Annotated in this window: 11 protein-coding genes and 3 pseudogenes; 1 reads left to right on the plus strand and 13 read right to left on the minus strand. The window is 64.3% G+C overall.

Going from position 1 to position 15578, the window contains the following annotated elements; genetic code table 11:
- Positions 1-20: 20 nt before the first annotated feature.
- The 3 genes from BST13_RS02450 to BST13_RS02460 form a co-directional block, all read right to left on the minus strand.
- The gene (locus BST13_RS02450) at positions 21-1046 is read right to left on the minus strand and encodes an alcohol dehydrogenase catalytic domain-containing protein (RefSeq protein WP_083160277.1); all 1026 of its coding nucleotides are present in this window, start codon (positions 1044-1046) and stop codon (positions 21-23) included.
- Positions 1047-1048: 2 nt separating this feature from the next.
- Entirely contained in the window at positions 1049-2971 is a 1923-nt protein-coding gene (locus BST13_RS02455) for a flavin-containing monooxygenase (RefSeq protein WP_083160279.1), read from the minus strand.
- A gap of 86 nt (positions 2972-3057) precedes the next feature.
- Entirely contained in the window at positions 3058-4230 is a 1173-nt protein-coding gene (locus BST13_RS02460) for a Fic family protein (protein ID WP_083160746.1), read from the minus strand.
- Between the two features lie 463 nt (positions 4231-4693).
- On the opposite strand from BST13_RS02460, the gene BST13_RS39275 reads away from it, so the two are divergent.
- Positions 4694-5038 carry a hypothetical protein gene (locus BST13_RS39275; RefSeq protein ID WP_170064254.1) on the plus strand — a complete coding sequence of 115 codons (345 nt, stop codon included), beginning with the start codon at positions 4694-4696 and terminating at the stop codon, positions 5036-5038.
- A gap of 58 nt (positions 5039-5096) precedes the next feature.
- On the opposite strand, the gene BST13_RS02465 is transcribed toward BST13_RS39275, so the two are convergent.
- The 10 genes and pseudogenes from BST13_RS02465 to BST13_RS02510 all read right to left on the minus strand — a co-directional run bounded on the left by BST13_RS02465 (position 5097) and on the right by BST13_RS02510 (position 15501).
- On the minus strand, positions 5097-5975 hold the full coding sequence (locus BST13_RS02465; RefSeq protein ID WP_083160281.1) for a crotonase/enoyl-CoA hydratase family protein: 879 nt from the start codon (positions 5973-5975) through the stop codon (positions 5097-5099).
- A gap of 79 nt (positions 5976-6054) precedes the next feature.
- The gene (locus BST13_RS02470) at positions 6055-6654 is read right to left on the minus strand and encodes a LysE/ArgO family amino acid transporter (RefSeq protein ID WP_083160283.1); all 600 of its coding nucleotides are present in this window, start codon (positions 6652-6654) and stop codon (positions 6055-6057) included.
- A 314-nt stretch (positions 6655-6968) separates the two neighbouring features.
- Positions 6969-7391: pseudogene (locus BST13_RS02475) on the minus strand (ATP-binding protein); the annotation flags it as partial.
- Between the two features lie 48 nt (positions 7392-7439).
- Positions 7440-7883: a DUF6262 family protein gene (locus BST13_RS02480; protein WP_083160285.1), complete on the minus strand. Its 444-nt coding sequence runs from the start codon at positions 7881-7883 to the stop codon at positions 7440-7442.
- Positions 7880-9217, minus strand: coding sequence for a tyrosine-type recombinase/integrase (locus BST13_RS40130; RefSeq protein ID WP_281254716.1), 1338 nt, complete (start codon positions 9215-9217; stop codon positions 7880-7882). Before BST13_RS40130 ends, BST13_RS02480 begins: the two co-directional genes overlap by 4 nt.
- Positions 9100-10053 carry a hypothetical protein gene (locus BST13_RS40135; protein WP_281254717.1) on the minus strand — a complete coding sequence of 318 codons (954 nt, stop codon included), beginning with the start codon at positions 10051-10053 and terminating at the stop codon, positions 9100-9102. The genes BST13_RS40130 and BST13_RS40135 overlap by 118 nt, the downstream gene beginning before the upstream one ends.
- A pseudogene (locus BST13_RS02490) lies at positions 10050-11232 on the minus strand (tyrosine-type recombinase/integrase). Before BST13_RS02490 ends, BST13_RS40135 begins: the two are co-directional and overlap by 4 nt.
- A 120-nt stretch (positions 11233-11352) precedes the next feature.
- Positions 11353-11682: pseudogene (locus tag BST13_RS02495) on the minus strand (ATP-binding protein); the annotation flags it as partial.
- A gap of 55 nt (positions 11683-11737) precedes the next feature.
- On the minus strand, positions 11738-13285 hold the full coding sequence (gene istA, locus BST13_RS02500) for an IS21 family transposase (protein WP_095533390.1): 1548 nt from the start codon (positions 13283-13285) through the stop codon (positions 11738-11740).
- Between the two features lie 1070 nt (positions 13286-14355).
- On the minus strand, positions 14356-15501 hold the full coding sequence (locus BST13_RS02510) for an acyl-CoA dehydrogenase family protein (protein ID WP_158087093.1): 1146 nt from the start codon (positions 15499-15501) through the stop codon (positions 14356-14358).
- Positions 15502-15578 lie beyond the last annotated feature (77 nt).

Genomic DNA, 15578 nt, shown 5'->3' on the forward strand with positions numbered 1-15578 from the left:
GTGGCGCGGATCACGCGCAGTTACGGATTGAGCCTGATCTTCAGGTGCTCGCCGGAGCGGGCGAACGCGGCCGCGTAGCCGTCGGCCGCCGCGTCCAGCGGGAAAGACGTGGTGAAGATGCCGTCCACGTCGAGGCGGCCGGCCTGCAGCAGCGGCACCAGCTCGGGCCAGGTCTGTTGCACGGGCGCGGTGGTCAGCCGGATGGTGAGACTGCGGATCAGACAGGCCAGCGCCGGCATCGGATACGGCTGCAGATCATGCACGCCGACGATCGAGACCGTGCCGCCGGTGCGCACCGATTCGATCGCATCGTTGATCGAGGCGTCGGAGCCCACGGCGTCGATCACCGCGTCGGCGCCCAGGCCACCGGTGGCTTCCCGGACGGGTTGCGCCGTCGGCGGCGTCACCCCGACCGCGCCCCACGATTCCGCGCGCTGACGCCGCGCCTCTACCGGATCGACGGCGAAAACCCTTGCCGCACCGAGAGTCAGCGCACTGCGTACGGCGCACATACCGACCGCACCCAGGCCGATCACCGCGACGGTACCGCCGATCGGAATGTCGGCCCGCTTGGCCGCCGCCCAGCCGGTGGCGAGGTTGTCGGTGAGCAGCAGGGCCTGTTCGGTGCTGATGTTCTCCGGCAGGGCGAGCAGCTGGAACTGGGCTGCCGGCACCGCGAGGTACTCGGCTTGCGCGCCGCCGAGGACGCCACTGCCGAAGATCTGCGGACCGTGGACGCACCGGATCGGGTCGAGTGTGGCGCATCCCCCACAGTGGCCACAGCCGGCCACCGAGGACACCAGTACCCGGTCGCCGACAGCGAATGATGCGACATCCGAACCGATCTCGACGATGGTGCCGACCGCTTCGTGTCCGACGCTGATGGGTTCGAAGATCGGGTAGTGGCCCTCGAGGAAGTGCAGATCGGAGCCGCAGATCGAGGCGGCGTCCACTTGGAGGACGGCACCGTCGGGGCCGGGCAGCACCGGATCGGGCCGGGTGGCGACGCTGACCTGACCCGAGCTGTCGACGACCACTGCACGCATACTCACGCCTCCTCAAACTTGAAGTCCGACCACACGGGTTCGTCGATGGCGGAACGGTATTCGCTGAGCCGCCATGGGCTCACGGTGTGGATCTCGCCGTCGGCGTTCTTGAAATACGAGTGCTTGATCGACGGGTGCGCCCACACCGTCCGCCGGATCGCCCGCTGCGACCGCTCGTGCCAGGCACGGGTGGGCTCGGGTAACGGTTCCATGGTCCGCACGCCCGCGTTGACCAGGTATGCCAGGCACTGGTCGATGTAGTGCATCTGCAGCTCCGAGTTGAGGATCAGGCTGCCGCCATGCGCGAGGTGGGTACCCGGGCCGTACGTCATGAAGAAGTTGGGGAAGCCGGGGACCGTGATACCGCGGTAGGCGTAGGGACGCTGACCCCAGAGCTCGTGCAGATCGATGCCGTCGCGGCCGGTGATGGTCATGGGGAACAGCACGTCGGTGGCCCGAAAACCGGTGGCGTACACGATGATATCGACGTCGTGCGCGACGCCGTCTGTGGTGACCACGCCAGTCGGTGTGATCCTCTCGATCGGGGTGCGGACCAGCTCGACGTTTTCGCGTTTGAGCGTGCTCAGCCACCTGCCGTTGTCCTGCAGGGTGCGCTTTCCGGTGGCCGGATAGTCGGGTAGCACCTTGGCCAGCAGGTCGGGGTCATCCCCGACCTGGGTGGTGATCCAGCCGGTGAACATCACCCGGGCGATGGCGTTGATGTCGCTGACGGCGCTTGACTGGTCGGCGTAATTCGGGTCGACTCGCGCGGCGTCCAGACCCTTGTCCGCCCCGGGCCACATCAGCAGGAAGCGGTACCAGCGGCCGTAATACGGCAGGTGTTCCATGGCCCAGCGGACGCCGTCGCTCACCGGCTCGTGGTACATCGGGTTGGGGAACATCCATTGCGCGGTGCGCTGGAACACCGTGAGATGGGCAACCTTGTCGGCGATCGCGGGAGCGATCTGGAAGCCGCTCGCTCCGGCCCCGATCAGCGCGACCCGCTTGCCGGTGACGTCGACGTCGTGGTCCCACGCCGCGGAGTGAAACGACGGGCCGTCAAACGTTGCGGCGCAGGGGAACTCCGGTATGTGGGGCCGATTCAGCTGGCCGACCGCGGTGATGACCGCGTTGGCTTTCAGCGTCTCGGTGCCGTGAGCCGAGCGCACGGTCAGGTTCCACAGGTCGCCGTCCCACGCTGCGGACAGCACCTCGGTATTCCACCGGATATGGGGCTGCAGCTCGTGGCGGTCCACCACGCTTTCGAAGTACCGGCGCAGCTCCGGTTGCTCGGCGAAGAAGTGGTCCCAGTGATTGCTGGGTTCGAAGCTGTAGCAGTAGAAGTGGTTCGCGACATCCACTCGGGCACCCGGATAGCTGTTCTCCCACCAGGTTCCGCCGGGGCCGGCGTTCTTCTCCACGATCGTGAACGGCAGGCCCGCCTGCTTGAGCCGGACTCCGGCCAGCACCCCCGATTCCCCGCAGCCGATGACGATGACGTGAAAGTCCTTGGCTCGCTCCGGATCCAGGGCGGCAGGCTGTCGCGGATCGGTGCCCTGCAGATCGAGTTCTTCCAGGACCAGCGGCAGGTTGTCGGCGTCGACCGGCTCGCAGGCCGCCCAGTCGAGCATCTCCCGGACCAGTTCGTCGGGCAGTGGATCGGGGACCGGGCAGCCCCGATCCCGGTAGTCGACGATCACCGGTAACGCCTCGGCGCGGGCCCGAGCCTTGTCCTCCTCGCTCATGAAGCCCTGGACCTCGTTGAGGAAGAGGCCGGCCTGTTTGAACTCGCGGATGTAGCGCGGATCGCCCGTGAGGTGCACCAGCGACAGCAGCAGCGTCGGGATGCTGACCTGTTCGAGCGCAGCCGCGATGTCGGCCGTCGGGGTGCTGAACGGCCGGCCGACATGGAAGCTACGCGTCACGGCGAGTTACGCTACTGCTCGTAGCGTTATGGGGCAAGGGGCGCGCGCAGTGGTCGTGACTGGCAGCGCGTGTCGTGCCCGTGTGATCACCCGCGTCGTCCGGCCCGTTCGGCGAAATCGTCGAGTGCATCCAGGATTTCAGGTGCACGCCAGGCACGGTTACGCGCTCGGTCGGTGAACTCGACGACGATGCCCGCCTCGGTGAGAGGACCGATATAACGGCGAGGATGGTCAGTAGGGATGCCCAGCTCCTCGCGCAGGAGCACACCGTTGATGACTGGCCGCCGAGTCAACAGGTCGGCAACTCGCCACACAGCCGAGTCCGACCGCGCGGTGACCCGGTCATTCCAGCTCGCCCGGATCTCACGCAGCTGGGTGATCAGCTGCCGGCCGTTGACAACCGCGCGCTCGCTGGCGTGGGCGAACCGCTCGACGATCGGTGCGAGATCGCCTTCTCGGTAGGCGGTGAGAGCGGCAAAGTAGCCGTCGGTATCGGACAGCAACCCGGCGGATACGGGGACCGTCACCTGCCGGGTTAAGCCTTTGTTGCGCAACATCGACTGCACCAGCGCCCGGCCTGTGCGACCGTTGCCGTCGGTGAACGGGTGGATGGTTTCGAATTGGGCATGGGCTACCGCGATCTGCGCGAGCAGCGCAACGTCGTCTCGTGCCGCGAAGGCGATCAAATCGTCGATAGCGGCGGGGACGCGCTCGTGGCGGGGCGGGACGAAAATCGCGCCCCGCGGGCTGTTTCCGCCGCCGATCCATACCTGCTCGGTGCGCCACTGTCCTGGGGCGTGACGCGACTGGCCGACCATTAGTGCAGCGTGCGTGGCCAGGATGGCATCAGCGTCGACACGGTCTGACAGCTCGACGGCGGCGGTCATCGCGGCCGTGTTGGCGACTATCTGCTCGGCGTTGGCCTTTCCTCTAGCGCCCGGCAGTTCGGCTTCGGCGATGGACCGTGCGGACGCGGTGAGATTCTCGATGCGGGAGCTGGCTGCAGACTCGCTGCGCAGGAGCACGGCCGAGAACGGCGCGATCTCGCCTCCGAGTTCAGCATCGAATCGGGTGATGGCGAGGCTGGCGTCCTCGGCAGCCGCGTACACATCCGACGGCAGCTCCAGATGTAGGTCGGCGATAACTGGTGGGATCGCAGCCCGGTATGGCCCATGGCGGCGAGACGGCCGGGAGTAGCTGCTGTCCAGGCTCGGGGTCCACTGCAGCGTCTCGTAGCTGAGCGGAGAAAGTGTCGCCATGAATCCACTGTAGCGACAGATCATGACATAAGTGTCGCTATACGGGACCAAAGGTCGACACTTGAGCTTTCGAGAGACGACCCCGTAAGTGTCGCCACAGTCCAATGATGGCGACACTTACTTGCATATATGTCGTCATAGGTGTGGTTGATCGTCAAGTGCGCTCTACCACGAAGAGTCGGCCTCAGCGCCGCGCCGAACTGCCGCGCTCTACAGAAGTACGGTCTCTGCGAGCCAGATGTGACGGACAACCTCATTGAGGGAACTCGGACGACCGTACCGTTACGACTTTCGCTAACTCGATGAGAAATGCGGGCGCGCCACGTGCGCGAGAAAGAACAACGGCACACGTCATAGTCGCGGCATTCTCGAGGCAAAGTCTGAGAAGCGGCAGTCCCGCGTCCTGCGCCCTTGGTGCGTTTGCCGGACTGTCCTCGGCTCTGGATGTCCATAATGGCGAAAAATGGCGCGGGAACGACCGATTGCTGCCAACCACCGGTCAATCTCTGCCAGTGGAATTAAGCCGCTGACCATCGCGTTATGGCAGTCAGACCGGCGAGAAACTCCTCAAACCGGTGGACCGACATCCGAACCGCGACATCACCGCCACGGCTCGAACTCTGAACAGAAGGGCTTCGCCATGAAGAAGTTTGGATTTGCCAGCGCCATCGTTGCCGGTTTTGCGACCGCGGTCTTCGGGCTGGCCGCGCCGGCTCAGGCTGACGTGACTCACAACCAGTGGGTGCACGACATTCAGCATCAGGCCACCGTCGGCAGCGTCACCTCGGTGTTCGGCAACGGACGCTGACCCACGACACAAAGGAGGGGCACCCACGCCGGGTGCCCCTCCTTCTTTTTGCGTCGACTTATCCGCCCTGAGTCCACTCTTGGTAGAACGGCGGCATCTCAGATGCTTTGGCCGAGAACTGCGGTGAGCGCTTGTCGAGGAAGGCCCGCACGCCATCGTGCCCGTCCCCGATGCTGGTGTAGAACATCGCCAGGGAGTCCACCCGGTGTGCGTCGACCGGGTGCGGCTCGGCCGAATTCCGGTAGAGCATCTGCCGCATGAGGGCCACCGACACCGCCGAGCGGTCGCGTGTCCACGCATCGGCCAGCGCCCGCGCCTCGGTGAGCAAGGCGTCCGGTTCGTGGACCGCCTGCGCCAAGCCGATGTCACGGGCGGCGTCGGCGGTGAGAATGTCGGAGCGGTACACCAGATCCAAAGCCGTTGGCATACCCACGATCCGGGGCAGGAACCAGGTGGAACACGCCTCCGGGGTGATACCGAGCTTTCCGAAGACCAGTCCGAAGCGGGCCTTGGTCGACATGAGCCGCGCATCCATGGCCAGCGTCATCGTCGCGCCGATGCCCACCGCGGCCCCGTTGATGGCGGCGATCACCGGCTTGCGGCAGGCGTAGATCGCCAGAGTCACCCGACCGCCGGTGTCGCGGACCCGCTGCAGCGCGGGGTTGTCGAGATCGGCCATGTCGGCCAGGGTCGGCGATTTCGACTCGTCGAGGCCGAACACATTGCCCTCACTGGACAAGTCCATTCCGGCGCAGAACGCCCGGCCCTCGCCCGTCACGATGACCGCACGTACCGCGTCGTCATCGTTGACCCCGACAAAGGTGCGCTCCAACTCGTCGGCTATCTCGACGGTGAAGGCGTTGAGGTTGTCCGGGCGGTCGAGTACGACGGTGAGGATGCCGTCGCTGAGCTCATGCCGGATCGTCGTGAAGTCCACGGATGTTCCTCCTCGGGTTCGGTTGGTACCCAGCTTGCCCAAGGACCGACCCGTGGCCGCACTGACCCCCGCGGATGCGTCAGGACACCACCATCCACACGCCCAGTGCCGCCATCGTCACGGCGATGACACCGTCGAGGACCCGCCACGTCAACGGAGTCGCGAACAAGCCGGCCAACCGGCGCGCGCCCAACCCCAGGCTGACGAACCACACCACGCTGGCAGTGACCGCGCCTATGCCGAAAAGCCAACGCTGCTCACGCTGTTCATTGGCCAGCGAGCCGAGCAGGACCACGGTGTCGAGATAGACGTGGGGGTTGAGCCACGTCAGCGCGGCGCACGTGACGAGCACCTCGAGCAGGCGGGCGGGTGCCTTCTCCGAGGGGTTGAGCGTCGACGGTCGGTAAGCGCGTTTGGCCGCCAGCGCGGCGTACCCGATGAGAAATGCCGCCCCGCCGAACTTGGCGACCAACACGGCATCGGGGTGAGCGGTGATCAACGCGCCGACGCCTGCGATGCCGGCGGTGATGAGGATCAGATCCGAGAGCGCACATACCGCGATGACCGCTATGACGTGCTCACCACGGATGCCCTGACGCAGCACGAACGCGTTCTGCGCGCCGATCGCGGCGATGAGCGTCATTGCGGTCAGGAAACCGATAAGCACAGGTGAGGCCATGCGTATGACCGTAGGGCTGCCGAGTGGTTCAGTACAACTAATGATTCTTAGTTTGCATTAGGAAATCTAATCTAACGAAAGTTATCATTTCGTCTTGAGGTGGCAGCAAGTGTTGTTTCCAGTTCTCCGCTGGGTTTTCCATTTGAAGGTTGCCAACGATTACCAATTGGCAACTTCAAATGGAACTTGGATAGGTGTACTAGCTGCTACGAACCGCGGCTGTCGTCCGTCGCGTAATTCCCCAGGGGTTTCCGTCACGTAATTCCCCAGGTGCGGGCCTCGGTGTAGGTCTTACCGGGCCGCGTTGGTGGTGTCTAGTTGGTGGGGCGACCGGGTCGTTTCCGGGGCCGGTAGCTGGGTCCGTCCATGAGGACTTGGTGGCTGGTGTTGATCAGTCGGTCAAGCAGTGATTCGGCCACGACGGGGTTGGGGAAGAGTGGGTACCAGTCTGTGGGGGCGCGGTTGCTGGTCAGGATTACTGGTTTGCCAGCGATGGCCCGATCGGAGACCAGGTCGTAGAGGTCGTCGGACTGGGTGGTGGTGTGTTCACGCATCGCGAAGTCGTCGATTATCAGGACCAACGGTCGGGTGTATTCGCGCATGCGTTGTCCGATGGTGCGGTCGGCGTGCCCTCCGGCCAGATCGGCGAGCATGCGGGAGCATTTGACGAACCGGACGTCACCGCCTCGGCGGGCTACGTGATGCCCGAGTGCTTGTGCCACATGGGTTTTGCCGACCCGGTTGTTATCTCGGGTTCGAGAGCCAGATGGCCGCATTCTGCCTTTTCAGGACGTTGTTGCGATTGATGCGACGTTGGGTGAGGGGTGAATGCCCCGGCGGGCGAGTTCGCGTCGTAGATCGAGGTTCTCTCCGTGTGCTCGCTCGAGGGCGTCTCGGAGTTGTTGTAGTTGCTGGCGGTGCTGTTTCTTGAGTTCGGCGATCTGGCGGGTCAGCGTGATGACGAGCGTGCTGTTGGTGTCGATGGGTTGGTCGGAGGGGGTTTTGCGGTGGGTGCTGCGGAGATGTTCGATTCGTTTGCGTAGGTCGGGATGGTTGTAGAGGAAGGCGTGGGAGACGCATGCTTCGCGTTGTACGGCTTGAAACGTGATCGGTTCGCCGCGTTTGATCAGTCGGCGGATGGCCTGTTCGGCGTCTCGGGTTTTGTTCTGAGACTTGACTTTCGCTGCTTCGGTGAGTGCTGTGATGCGGCGTTCTCGGGAGTCGGTCATTGGGGTCTCCTGCGGTGGGCGGTGAGGTCGAGAGTCAGCGGGACGGGTCCAGCGCTGGGTCGATGACACTCGGTTGCCTCTCCGTGAGTCGCGGAGTCGGGCGCCTCGTTGAGGGTGGCCAGGAGCCGGGTAAGCGCGTGGTGTTCAGCTCGGCGGCGGGTCAGCCAGACGTTGTCATCGGGCATGGGGTGGCCGTGTCGTTGTTCGAATTCTGTTGTGGCCCGGTCGATCAAGTCCTGTGTTTCGCAGAGTTGGCGATGCAGCACATCGTGGTGGGTGTGGTCGGTGACGAAAACTGAGCAGGTCAGGCAGGCGTTGCCCTTGTCGCAGGATTGCAGCGGCGGCAACATGCACCACCCGTTGGGCAGGAACCGGTCTGCGCGGCGGAACAGATGCAGGGTGTCGTGGTCGTCGCTGGAGAGTTGGATGCGGGTGCCGTCGGATCGCAATTTGGCGGTGGCCAGGAAGGCCTGCTCTGCGTACTCGTCGCGGGCGGCGATGTAGTGCATCGTCATGGTGGGGGTGGCGTGGCCGGCGTAGCGCTGCAGTACGTGGATCGGCAGACCGAGTTCGGCCAGCCGGGTCAGCCGGGTGTGGCGGAAGCGGTGGGTGTGGCTCAACCGCACGACGTGGCCCTTGGCGTCGGTGATCTCGACGAGGTCACTGAGGGTGCGCAGCACCCAGTTATAGGTGCCTGCCGGATAGGGTTTGTCGCCGCGGCGGTTGCCCAGACGTCGCGCGAACAGATACCGCCTGCTGCCGTCGGGATGATGGACTTGGAGCCAACGGTGTTGTTCGGCAATGACTTCGGTGACCTCGCGGTCAACAAGGATGGTGTCGGGTGCGACGTCGATCTTGCTCTGCGCGTAGCGGAACCTGGTCAGCGTTTGGTTGTCGCCCTCGGCTGCTCCGGTGCTGGTGGGTGCAGCCGAAAGACAGTCGAAGTCACAGGTGCGGATCTCGCTGGCCCGCCGCCCGGTGAGGATCTGCAGCAGGATCATCCGCATCGCTTGCGGATCGTCGAGCCCGTTGGCGGTGATGATGGTGCCGTCGCCGCGAGTGATGGTCATCTGTTCGGTGCGAGGCAACCCGATCAGCGGCAGCGCGGCAGTGATCTGAGCGAGTGCGTGATCGTCGATGTAGTTCGCATCGTTGAAACCGCGTTGGTGCGGTATCCGGGTGACCCGGCCGAACCAGCTCGCTGCGTGTGCTGCGGTCAGTCGTTGCCAGGGCTCGGCGCCGAGAACGCTGCGAGCCTCGGCGGGGTGGGCGGCAACGAAGTCCAGGAGGCCGGCCGCCGCTCGCAGGTCGTCGTTGATTCCCCGGCTCGGCACCGTTCTTCCGAGGTGGCGTGTGTCGGATTCGCGGGTGACGCGGTTGGCGGCCACCGCGGTCCACCGTGCGAACGCAGCCGCCTGCTCAACCGCGCTCGTCGGGTCGCCCAGGATGTCGGTCGGGTCGTCGAGCTGGCGGTCAGCCAGTTGTCGAACCGGCGGAAGCTACGCATCCGTTCCTGGCTGACCGTGGTCCAGCGCAGCTGCCCGGATTCGAGCATCGTGCCCAGGTGCCACTTCACCGCGGCCCGCAACCAGGGAAGCTGTATATCTCCGGGTGAGCAGCCATAGTTGGCGACCGGTTCACGATCGGTCAGTGGTATCCGCGGATCGCAGCGCGGGTGCCAGAAGTCCAGCTGCCACCACGGGCCGTCGTCACAGGCGGCGATCAGTGCGTGCCGGGCGAACCCAAAAAGTGCGTGCACCCGGCCTCGCCCTCGGGGTGAGGGCAATCGCTTGCCCCTGCTGGCGTAGAACCAGCTCTGCAACGTCGCGGCGGCGTCGTAATCCATCGCCCGGATCGACGGGGCGAAGCCACGGCCCTCGGCGACGGCCCGCCGAATCATGTTGGCTAACTGCGCCATCGCCAGCACCGACACACGGGTGCCATCAGTGGCCTGCCAGTGCGCCATCCACGCCAGCTCTGCGGCGAACGGGTCGGGCAATCCGCTCAGATCCAGATGCGGCCAATCGTTCTCGGTAATCGAGGCCCAGTTCTGGATTCCGGGCCCGAGCACGGGGCCACGCCACTGTGCTGGCAGCTCGTCCCAGAGTCGCCAGATCGGATCGAGGTGTTCGGCACTGCGCAGGTGCAGGTGACCATGCTTGTCGATCATTCGGCCACCCGCCAGCTGCTGGCGTAGGACGCCCAGTTGGCTGCTGCTCGCAGGGCTTCGTCGTCGCGGACCCAGCCGTAGAGGTCAAGTGTGGTCTGCACGTGGGCGTGGCCAAGCCGTCGGGAGACCAACCCATTCCGGCGTCCCGGCGAGCAACAAGGCGGTGGCATGAGTATGGCGGAACCAATGCGGCGTCCACCCGGGTGGCCCGATGCAGCGCCGACGCAGCGTGGCCACTTTCTCCCGGACCGTCGTCTCTCGCAGAGCGGCAAGTAGCGGTGGTCGGGACACATTCACTAGTAGCGGCGACGTGTCCGTAAGCGCAATGCCGGATTCGGCTGCCCGGCAGGCGATGTCGGTGAGGTAGTCGGCGAACAGCCGCTCGAGGTCGGCCCCGACATAGACCCGTCGCGGTCGCATCATCTTCACCCGTGCCCCGTTGGGGTTATCCGAGCGGGGCACGATCTGGACATACGCGGTGTCCCCGCGGCCAAGCACGAACTCGCCGATCCGCAGGCCCAGCGCCTCCCCGAGACGCATCCCGGTCTCGGCCAGCAGAGCGAACACGAACCGATCGCGCAGGTTTCCCTGCCACGAACCGGACCTGGCATCGAAAACCGCGCAGCCATCCAGGATGGCCTGGATCTGCTCGGGCAGCAGCAAGGGCGGTCTGTCGCGGCGGCGGTCGCGGCGCACGCGCACCAGCGATGACGCGGCCGGGGCCGAACGCGCGTCCAGATGCGCAAGCAAGCTTCGGGCCGGTCGGTGCCGCGGTGTTCCTCGAAGGAGCCGTCCGGCCACAACCACACCGGAAACTGCTTGATGCCACCGGTAGAACGAAATCAACGCTGCAAGACGGACTTCCAGTGTTGCAGTAGTCGGCGCCTGGTCAGGTTCGGCCAGCCTATGCTCAACTGTGCGGCCGTTGCGCTGCCAGGACAGGAACGCGGTGAATGCGGGGACACCGACATCACACCAGGCGCCGGTTTGCCCGCGTTGCTCCAGGAAGGTCCACCACTGCGCCAACGACGTCGCATACCCGCGCACCGTGTTCGGCGACCACAGGTGCCGGTGGGCTTCTATCCACTCCTCGACGGGACCGACCGTTGCGAAGTCCTCGCCGAGCACAGTCCAGGTCCGCTGCCCTCCCGCAGGAGACACTGCCACCGGATACGCCATCGTTGCCGTTCCTTCACATTGAAGAACACCCGCCGATAAACCGGCAACAACGATGACTTGCCCAGCATCAACCCCCTTGTCACATACATAGATTCGAGCGTGTTGCTACCCGTTGATAACAACCGGGCCGTAGAGAATGACCGATTCGCCGGCGTCGAGCCAGCGCAGCGCGGCCAGGTCGCGCAGCATGGCGCCGGGCAGTTTGGTGTTGGCGGTGAAGTCGAAGTCTTCGAAGGTGGCTTGGGCTTCGAACTTGGCGCGGCGCAATCGTCGTGTCAGGGCGGCTGATTCGCGGCGGGCGATCTCGTCTTCGCACAGGGCTTGCAGAAACTCGAGGTGGCCGAGTCCATCGTCGCGGGTCTGGGCCAGTCGGGCGTCGAGGGTGTCGAGCATGCCGGACAGTTTCAGGGTGCGCAGCGCATTGCGCAGCGCCGGGTCGCAGATCGACATGACTATCTACTCCTAAAAGATGAATTGAATTGGGATAGTGCGTGATTGGTGGATATCAGGCGATACTGCCGGTATCGGTGCCGAATTGTTCGGGGCCGCGCAGGAACGCCCCAGCCGCCGCGGCAGCACCACGCTGGGGCGGCTCGCCGGCGTGTTCGGTGCCGGCCGCCAGGATGCCCTTGATGGTGCGATAGGACGGGTCGCCGACCGCGATCGCGCGGGCGCAGGCGACCTCGAGGCGCTCACAGCCGTGTTTGTCGCGCAGCCCGAGCACCCCTTGCGCTGAACGCAGGTGGTGGATGGCGTTATCGGCCATGAACTCGGCGATCACCGCCTCACAGGACGGGCCGACGAGCTCAGCGGTGCGCCGACACCAGGCCGGGGTTTTCATCGCGAACGCGACCTTCTCCGGCGGGTAGTGATTGAAGTCGGTGGACCGGCCGCTGGGCCGGCGCACGTGGGTGGCCACCACCTGGTCACCGGAAAAGATCTGCACCACATCGCCGGCGGAGCGGGCATGCAGACGCTGCCCGATCAGCCGCCACGGCACACTGTAGAGCGCCTTGGCGACCTTGAGGTGTGCATCCACCCCGACCGTGCCAATCGACCACGTAGACAGTTCGAAGCCCCTGTGTGGCAACCTAATCAACGCGTCTTGCTCGACCGCTTCGAACACCCGCAGCGGTTGGGCGCCGTCCAAGGCACGGCAGTGTCGAGCGCCGGCCACCTCGGTACTCCAGCGCACCCCATCGGATTGCATCTGGGCCAGCGAGGCGAATTCACGGCCGCGCCAGAACGAGTCCCGCACATAGCGCATGGGGCGTTCCACCCGGGGTTTGTCCTTGGGTTTGAACGCCCGCGCGGGGTCGATGAGCGTGCCGTAATGGGTGGCCAACTCAGCGTAGGTGCGGTTGATCTGCGGGTCATACAGGTCGGGTTTATCCACCCCGGTCTTGAGGTTGTCGCACACCAGCCGCGCCGGCACCCCGCCGAAGAACTCGAACGCCGCGACGTGGCAGGCACACCACGTGGTTTGGTCCATCCGGATCACCGGACGCACGAACAGATGCCGCGAGCACGCAAGCACCATCACGAACGCCCACACCGCGACCCGTTTAGCTGACACGGGATCAAACCACATGCCCAGCCGGCCGTAATCGATCTGCGCTTCACTGCCGGGATCGACCGGACCGCGCGGCACCGTCACTCTCGCTCGCGCCACCTCATCAGCGAAATATGTTGCTATCCAACGCCGCACCGACGACTCCGACGCCGCCACACTATGATCGTCGCGCAGCCGCTGGGCGACGGTAGCTACCGTGACATCGGCGTCAAGCCAGGCTTTGATCCGGTCACGGTGCGGGTCGATCAGCGGCCACGTCGACGCCCGCGCCGCCGGATCCGACAGTTCCGGGAACCACCCGGCGATCAACTCCGCCCACACCTCGGCGTTCAAAGGTTCGCCTCCGGGCTCCATCCCGTCGGCGATCGCCGGGGCCAAATATTTGCGGATGGTTTTGCGGTCGATACCCAGCGACTGCGACAACTGAACCTGTGAACGGCCCGCATGCCAATGGGTAAACAACTCGACAAGGTCGAGCATCACGATATTTCTCCTCGCCATCAGCGCCCTTCCATCCGTCAGTCGACAGATGCAGAGCGAACCTGTATGCGAGGCCCACACCGGGCAGACACACCGCCCAGGGTGGGGAATTACGTGACAGCCAGGGGTGGGGAATTACGTGACGGACAACCCCTCAAACCTGGGGAAATGCGTGACCGCTGACACGGCTCGGTCGTTGGAAGCTCTTTGGAGAGCGGCACGGACACGAGTGCCTCCGTGCGCGTGCGACGGTTCGGAGATCGCTGAGATGTTTAAACTGATTGCAGTTGGTGATTTTTCGACGCCGGGATGCGGTTTTTTCTGGACCTTTTAGACGGTCGCCCATGGGGGTGGCGCGATTCGTACGAGTAGCACTACTAGTAGTGCATTGCGCGGATGATCTCGCCTACGCCTGATTCCGATGCGTCCGAGCATGTTTCCGGGCTCGTCGTGGAAATCCTCGATGAACTTCGCGTACGGGTACTCGAATGTCGGTTGGTACTGCAGGTCTTGCCCCGCTGCGGCAGACCGGAACTTCGATGAGCTCTCGCGCGGCCTGCATACGATACAGAAGGATCTGTTACTAACAACTGAAGAACACCATTCTGCCGCCACGACGACGACACACCACAACAGCTAGCGACGATCGCATGATGACGCATCATCACAACAACAGCGATTTCCTCATTTCCAATTCGTATGTGGGACAGCAGGGATCAAGCGCTGGGGTAAGAAAGCGCTGAGCGGAGTCCGGGGCCCGGCTGAAACTCCCGGTCCACGCGTAGCCGAGCAGCGCCATGGCGGCTATGACGACCAACGTTCCCACAGTGAACATTTCGAAGGTGGCCCGCGAGACGTCCCAAGTTTGGGTGAAGTCGTAGTCCACACCGAACGACCGCTCGAGATGTGTTACTTGACACCCGTATAACAGCAGCGGAAGCTGGAATCATGACCGCCGTTGTCAGTCGGTGAGGCTATCGCTCAGCCGTTCACTGGGTGATGCTTCATGGGTGCTCTGTCTGGGATCTGAATTGGTGAAAGCGCCCGCCCCGCTGGGTGTGGAGTTCAGTTCAGCGGTTGGCTGTCAATGCGTGGCGGCCGATCATTAGTGTGTGGATTTCGCTGGTCCCGTCGAAGATTTGACCGGCCTTGCTGTCGCGGAATAAGCGTTGCACACGACTGCTGTGGTGGACGCCTAGGGCGCCGAAGATTTGCACGGCTTCGATTGCGTGCTTCATGGCGGCGTCGGTGCTGAATAATTTGGCCTTTGACAGCAAGATTGGATCGCCACCTTTCCCGAGGGCGAAGCTGTCGCCGGCAGCAAGGGTGAGGAGTCGTGCAGCCTCGTAGTCGGTGGCCATCTGACCGATCCTGAGCTGGATGGTTTGTAGTTCGCTGAGCGGTTTTCCGAAGGCGATCCGATTGTTGGCGCGGACCGAGCATTCTCGAATGGCCGCTTTCAGGAAGCCGCAGGCGTAGTTGGCGGCGTCGACCCGGGCGAGGTTGATGCCTTCCATCATGCCGGCAAACCCGGAGACCTTCAGTGCCGAGCCGGCCGGAACCTTAACGTTGTCGAACCTGAGTTCACCCAGCGGCATACCGCGGAAACTCATCAGGTCAAGGGTTTCACTTCGGCTGACGCCCTGGGATTCCAAATCGATGACCAGGGCGACGGTGTCGGCGTCCCGGCCGGCGTGGTCGACTTTGGCCAGCACCACGTTGAACGTGGCGACGGGGGCGAAGCCGATCCATTTCTTCCCGCCGTTGAGGATCCAGCCGTCCCTGTCGCGGGTCGCAACGGTTTGGATCGAGCGGACCTCGGTACCGGCGTCGGGTTCGGTGACCCCGAAGGATCCGTAAATCTCACCGCGGAGTAAAGGTTCGAGCCAGCGGTCGGCAATGTGCGGCTCGGCGTACCGCTTGAGCAGGTAGGCCTGCAGCCGCAGCGCGCCGAGTGCGACCACCGCGGCCGGGAAGGCTGCCGCGACCAGTTCGGTGGTCTGGTGGATCAGCCGCATCCGATCGAGCCGTAGGTTGCGTTCTTGGTCGAACATCAGCTCAAGGAGGCCGAGTTCGGCGAACTGCCGGATGACGTCCGGGAAGAACTCGCCGTTGTCGCTTCTGTCGGCGCGGGGTAGGAGCACGGTGTCGCAGTATTTTTCAATGTCGTTGAGGTAGTTTGCTTCGTCGTGTTCGAAGTCACGGCGTCCTGGCACGAGGGTCTCCCGATCGGTCGGTGAATGGTGGCGGCGTGCGGCGACGGTGGTCGCCGTTGGGGGTCTTGCGATTGAAT

Origin of the sequence: Mycobacterium aquaticum (assembly GCF_002086485.1) — a bacterium.
Lineage (GTDB): Bacteria > Actinomycetota > Actinomycetes > Mycobacteriales > Mycobacteriaceae > Mycobacterium > Mycobacterium aquaticum.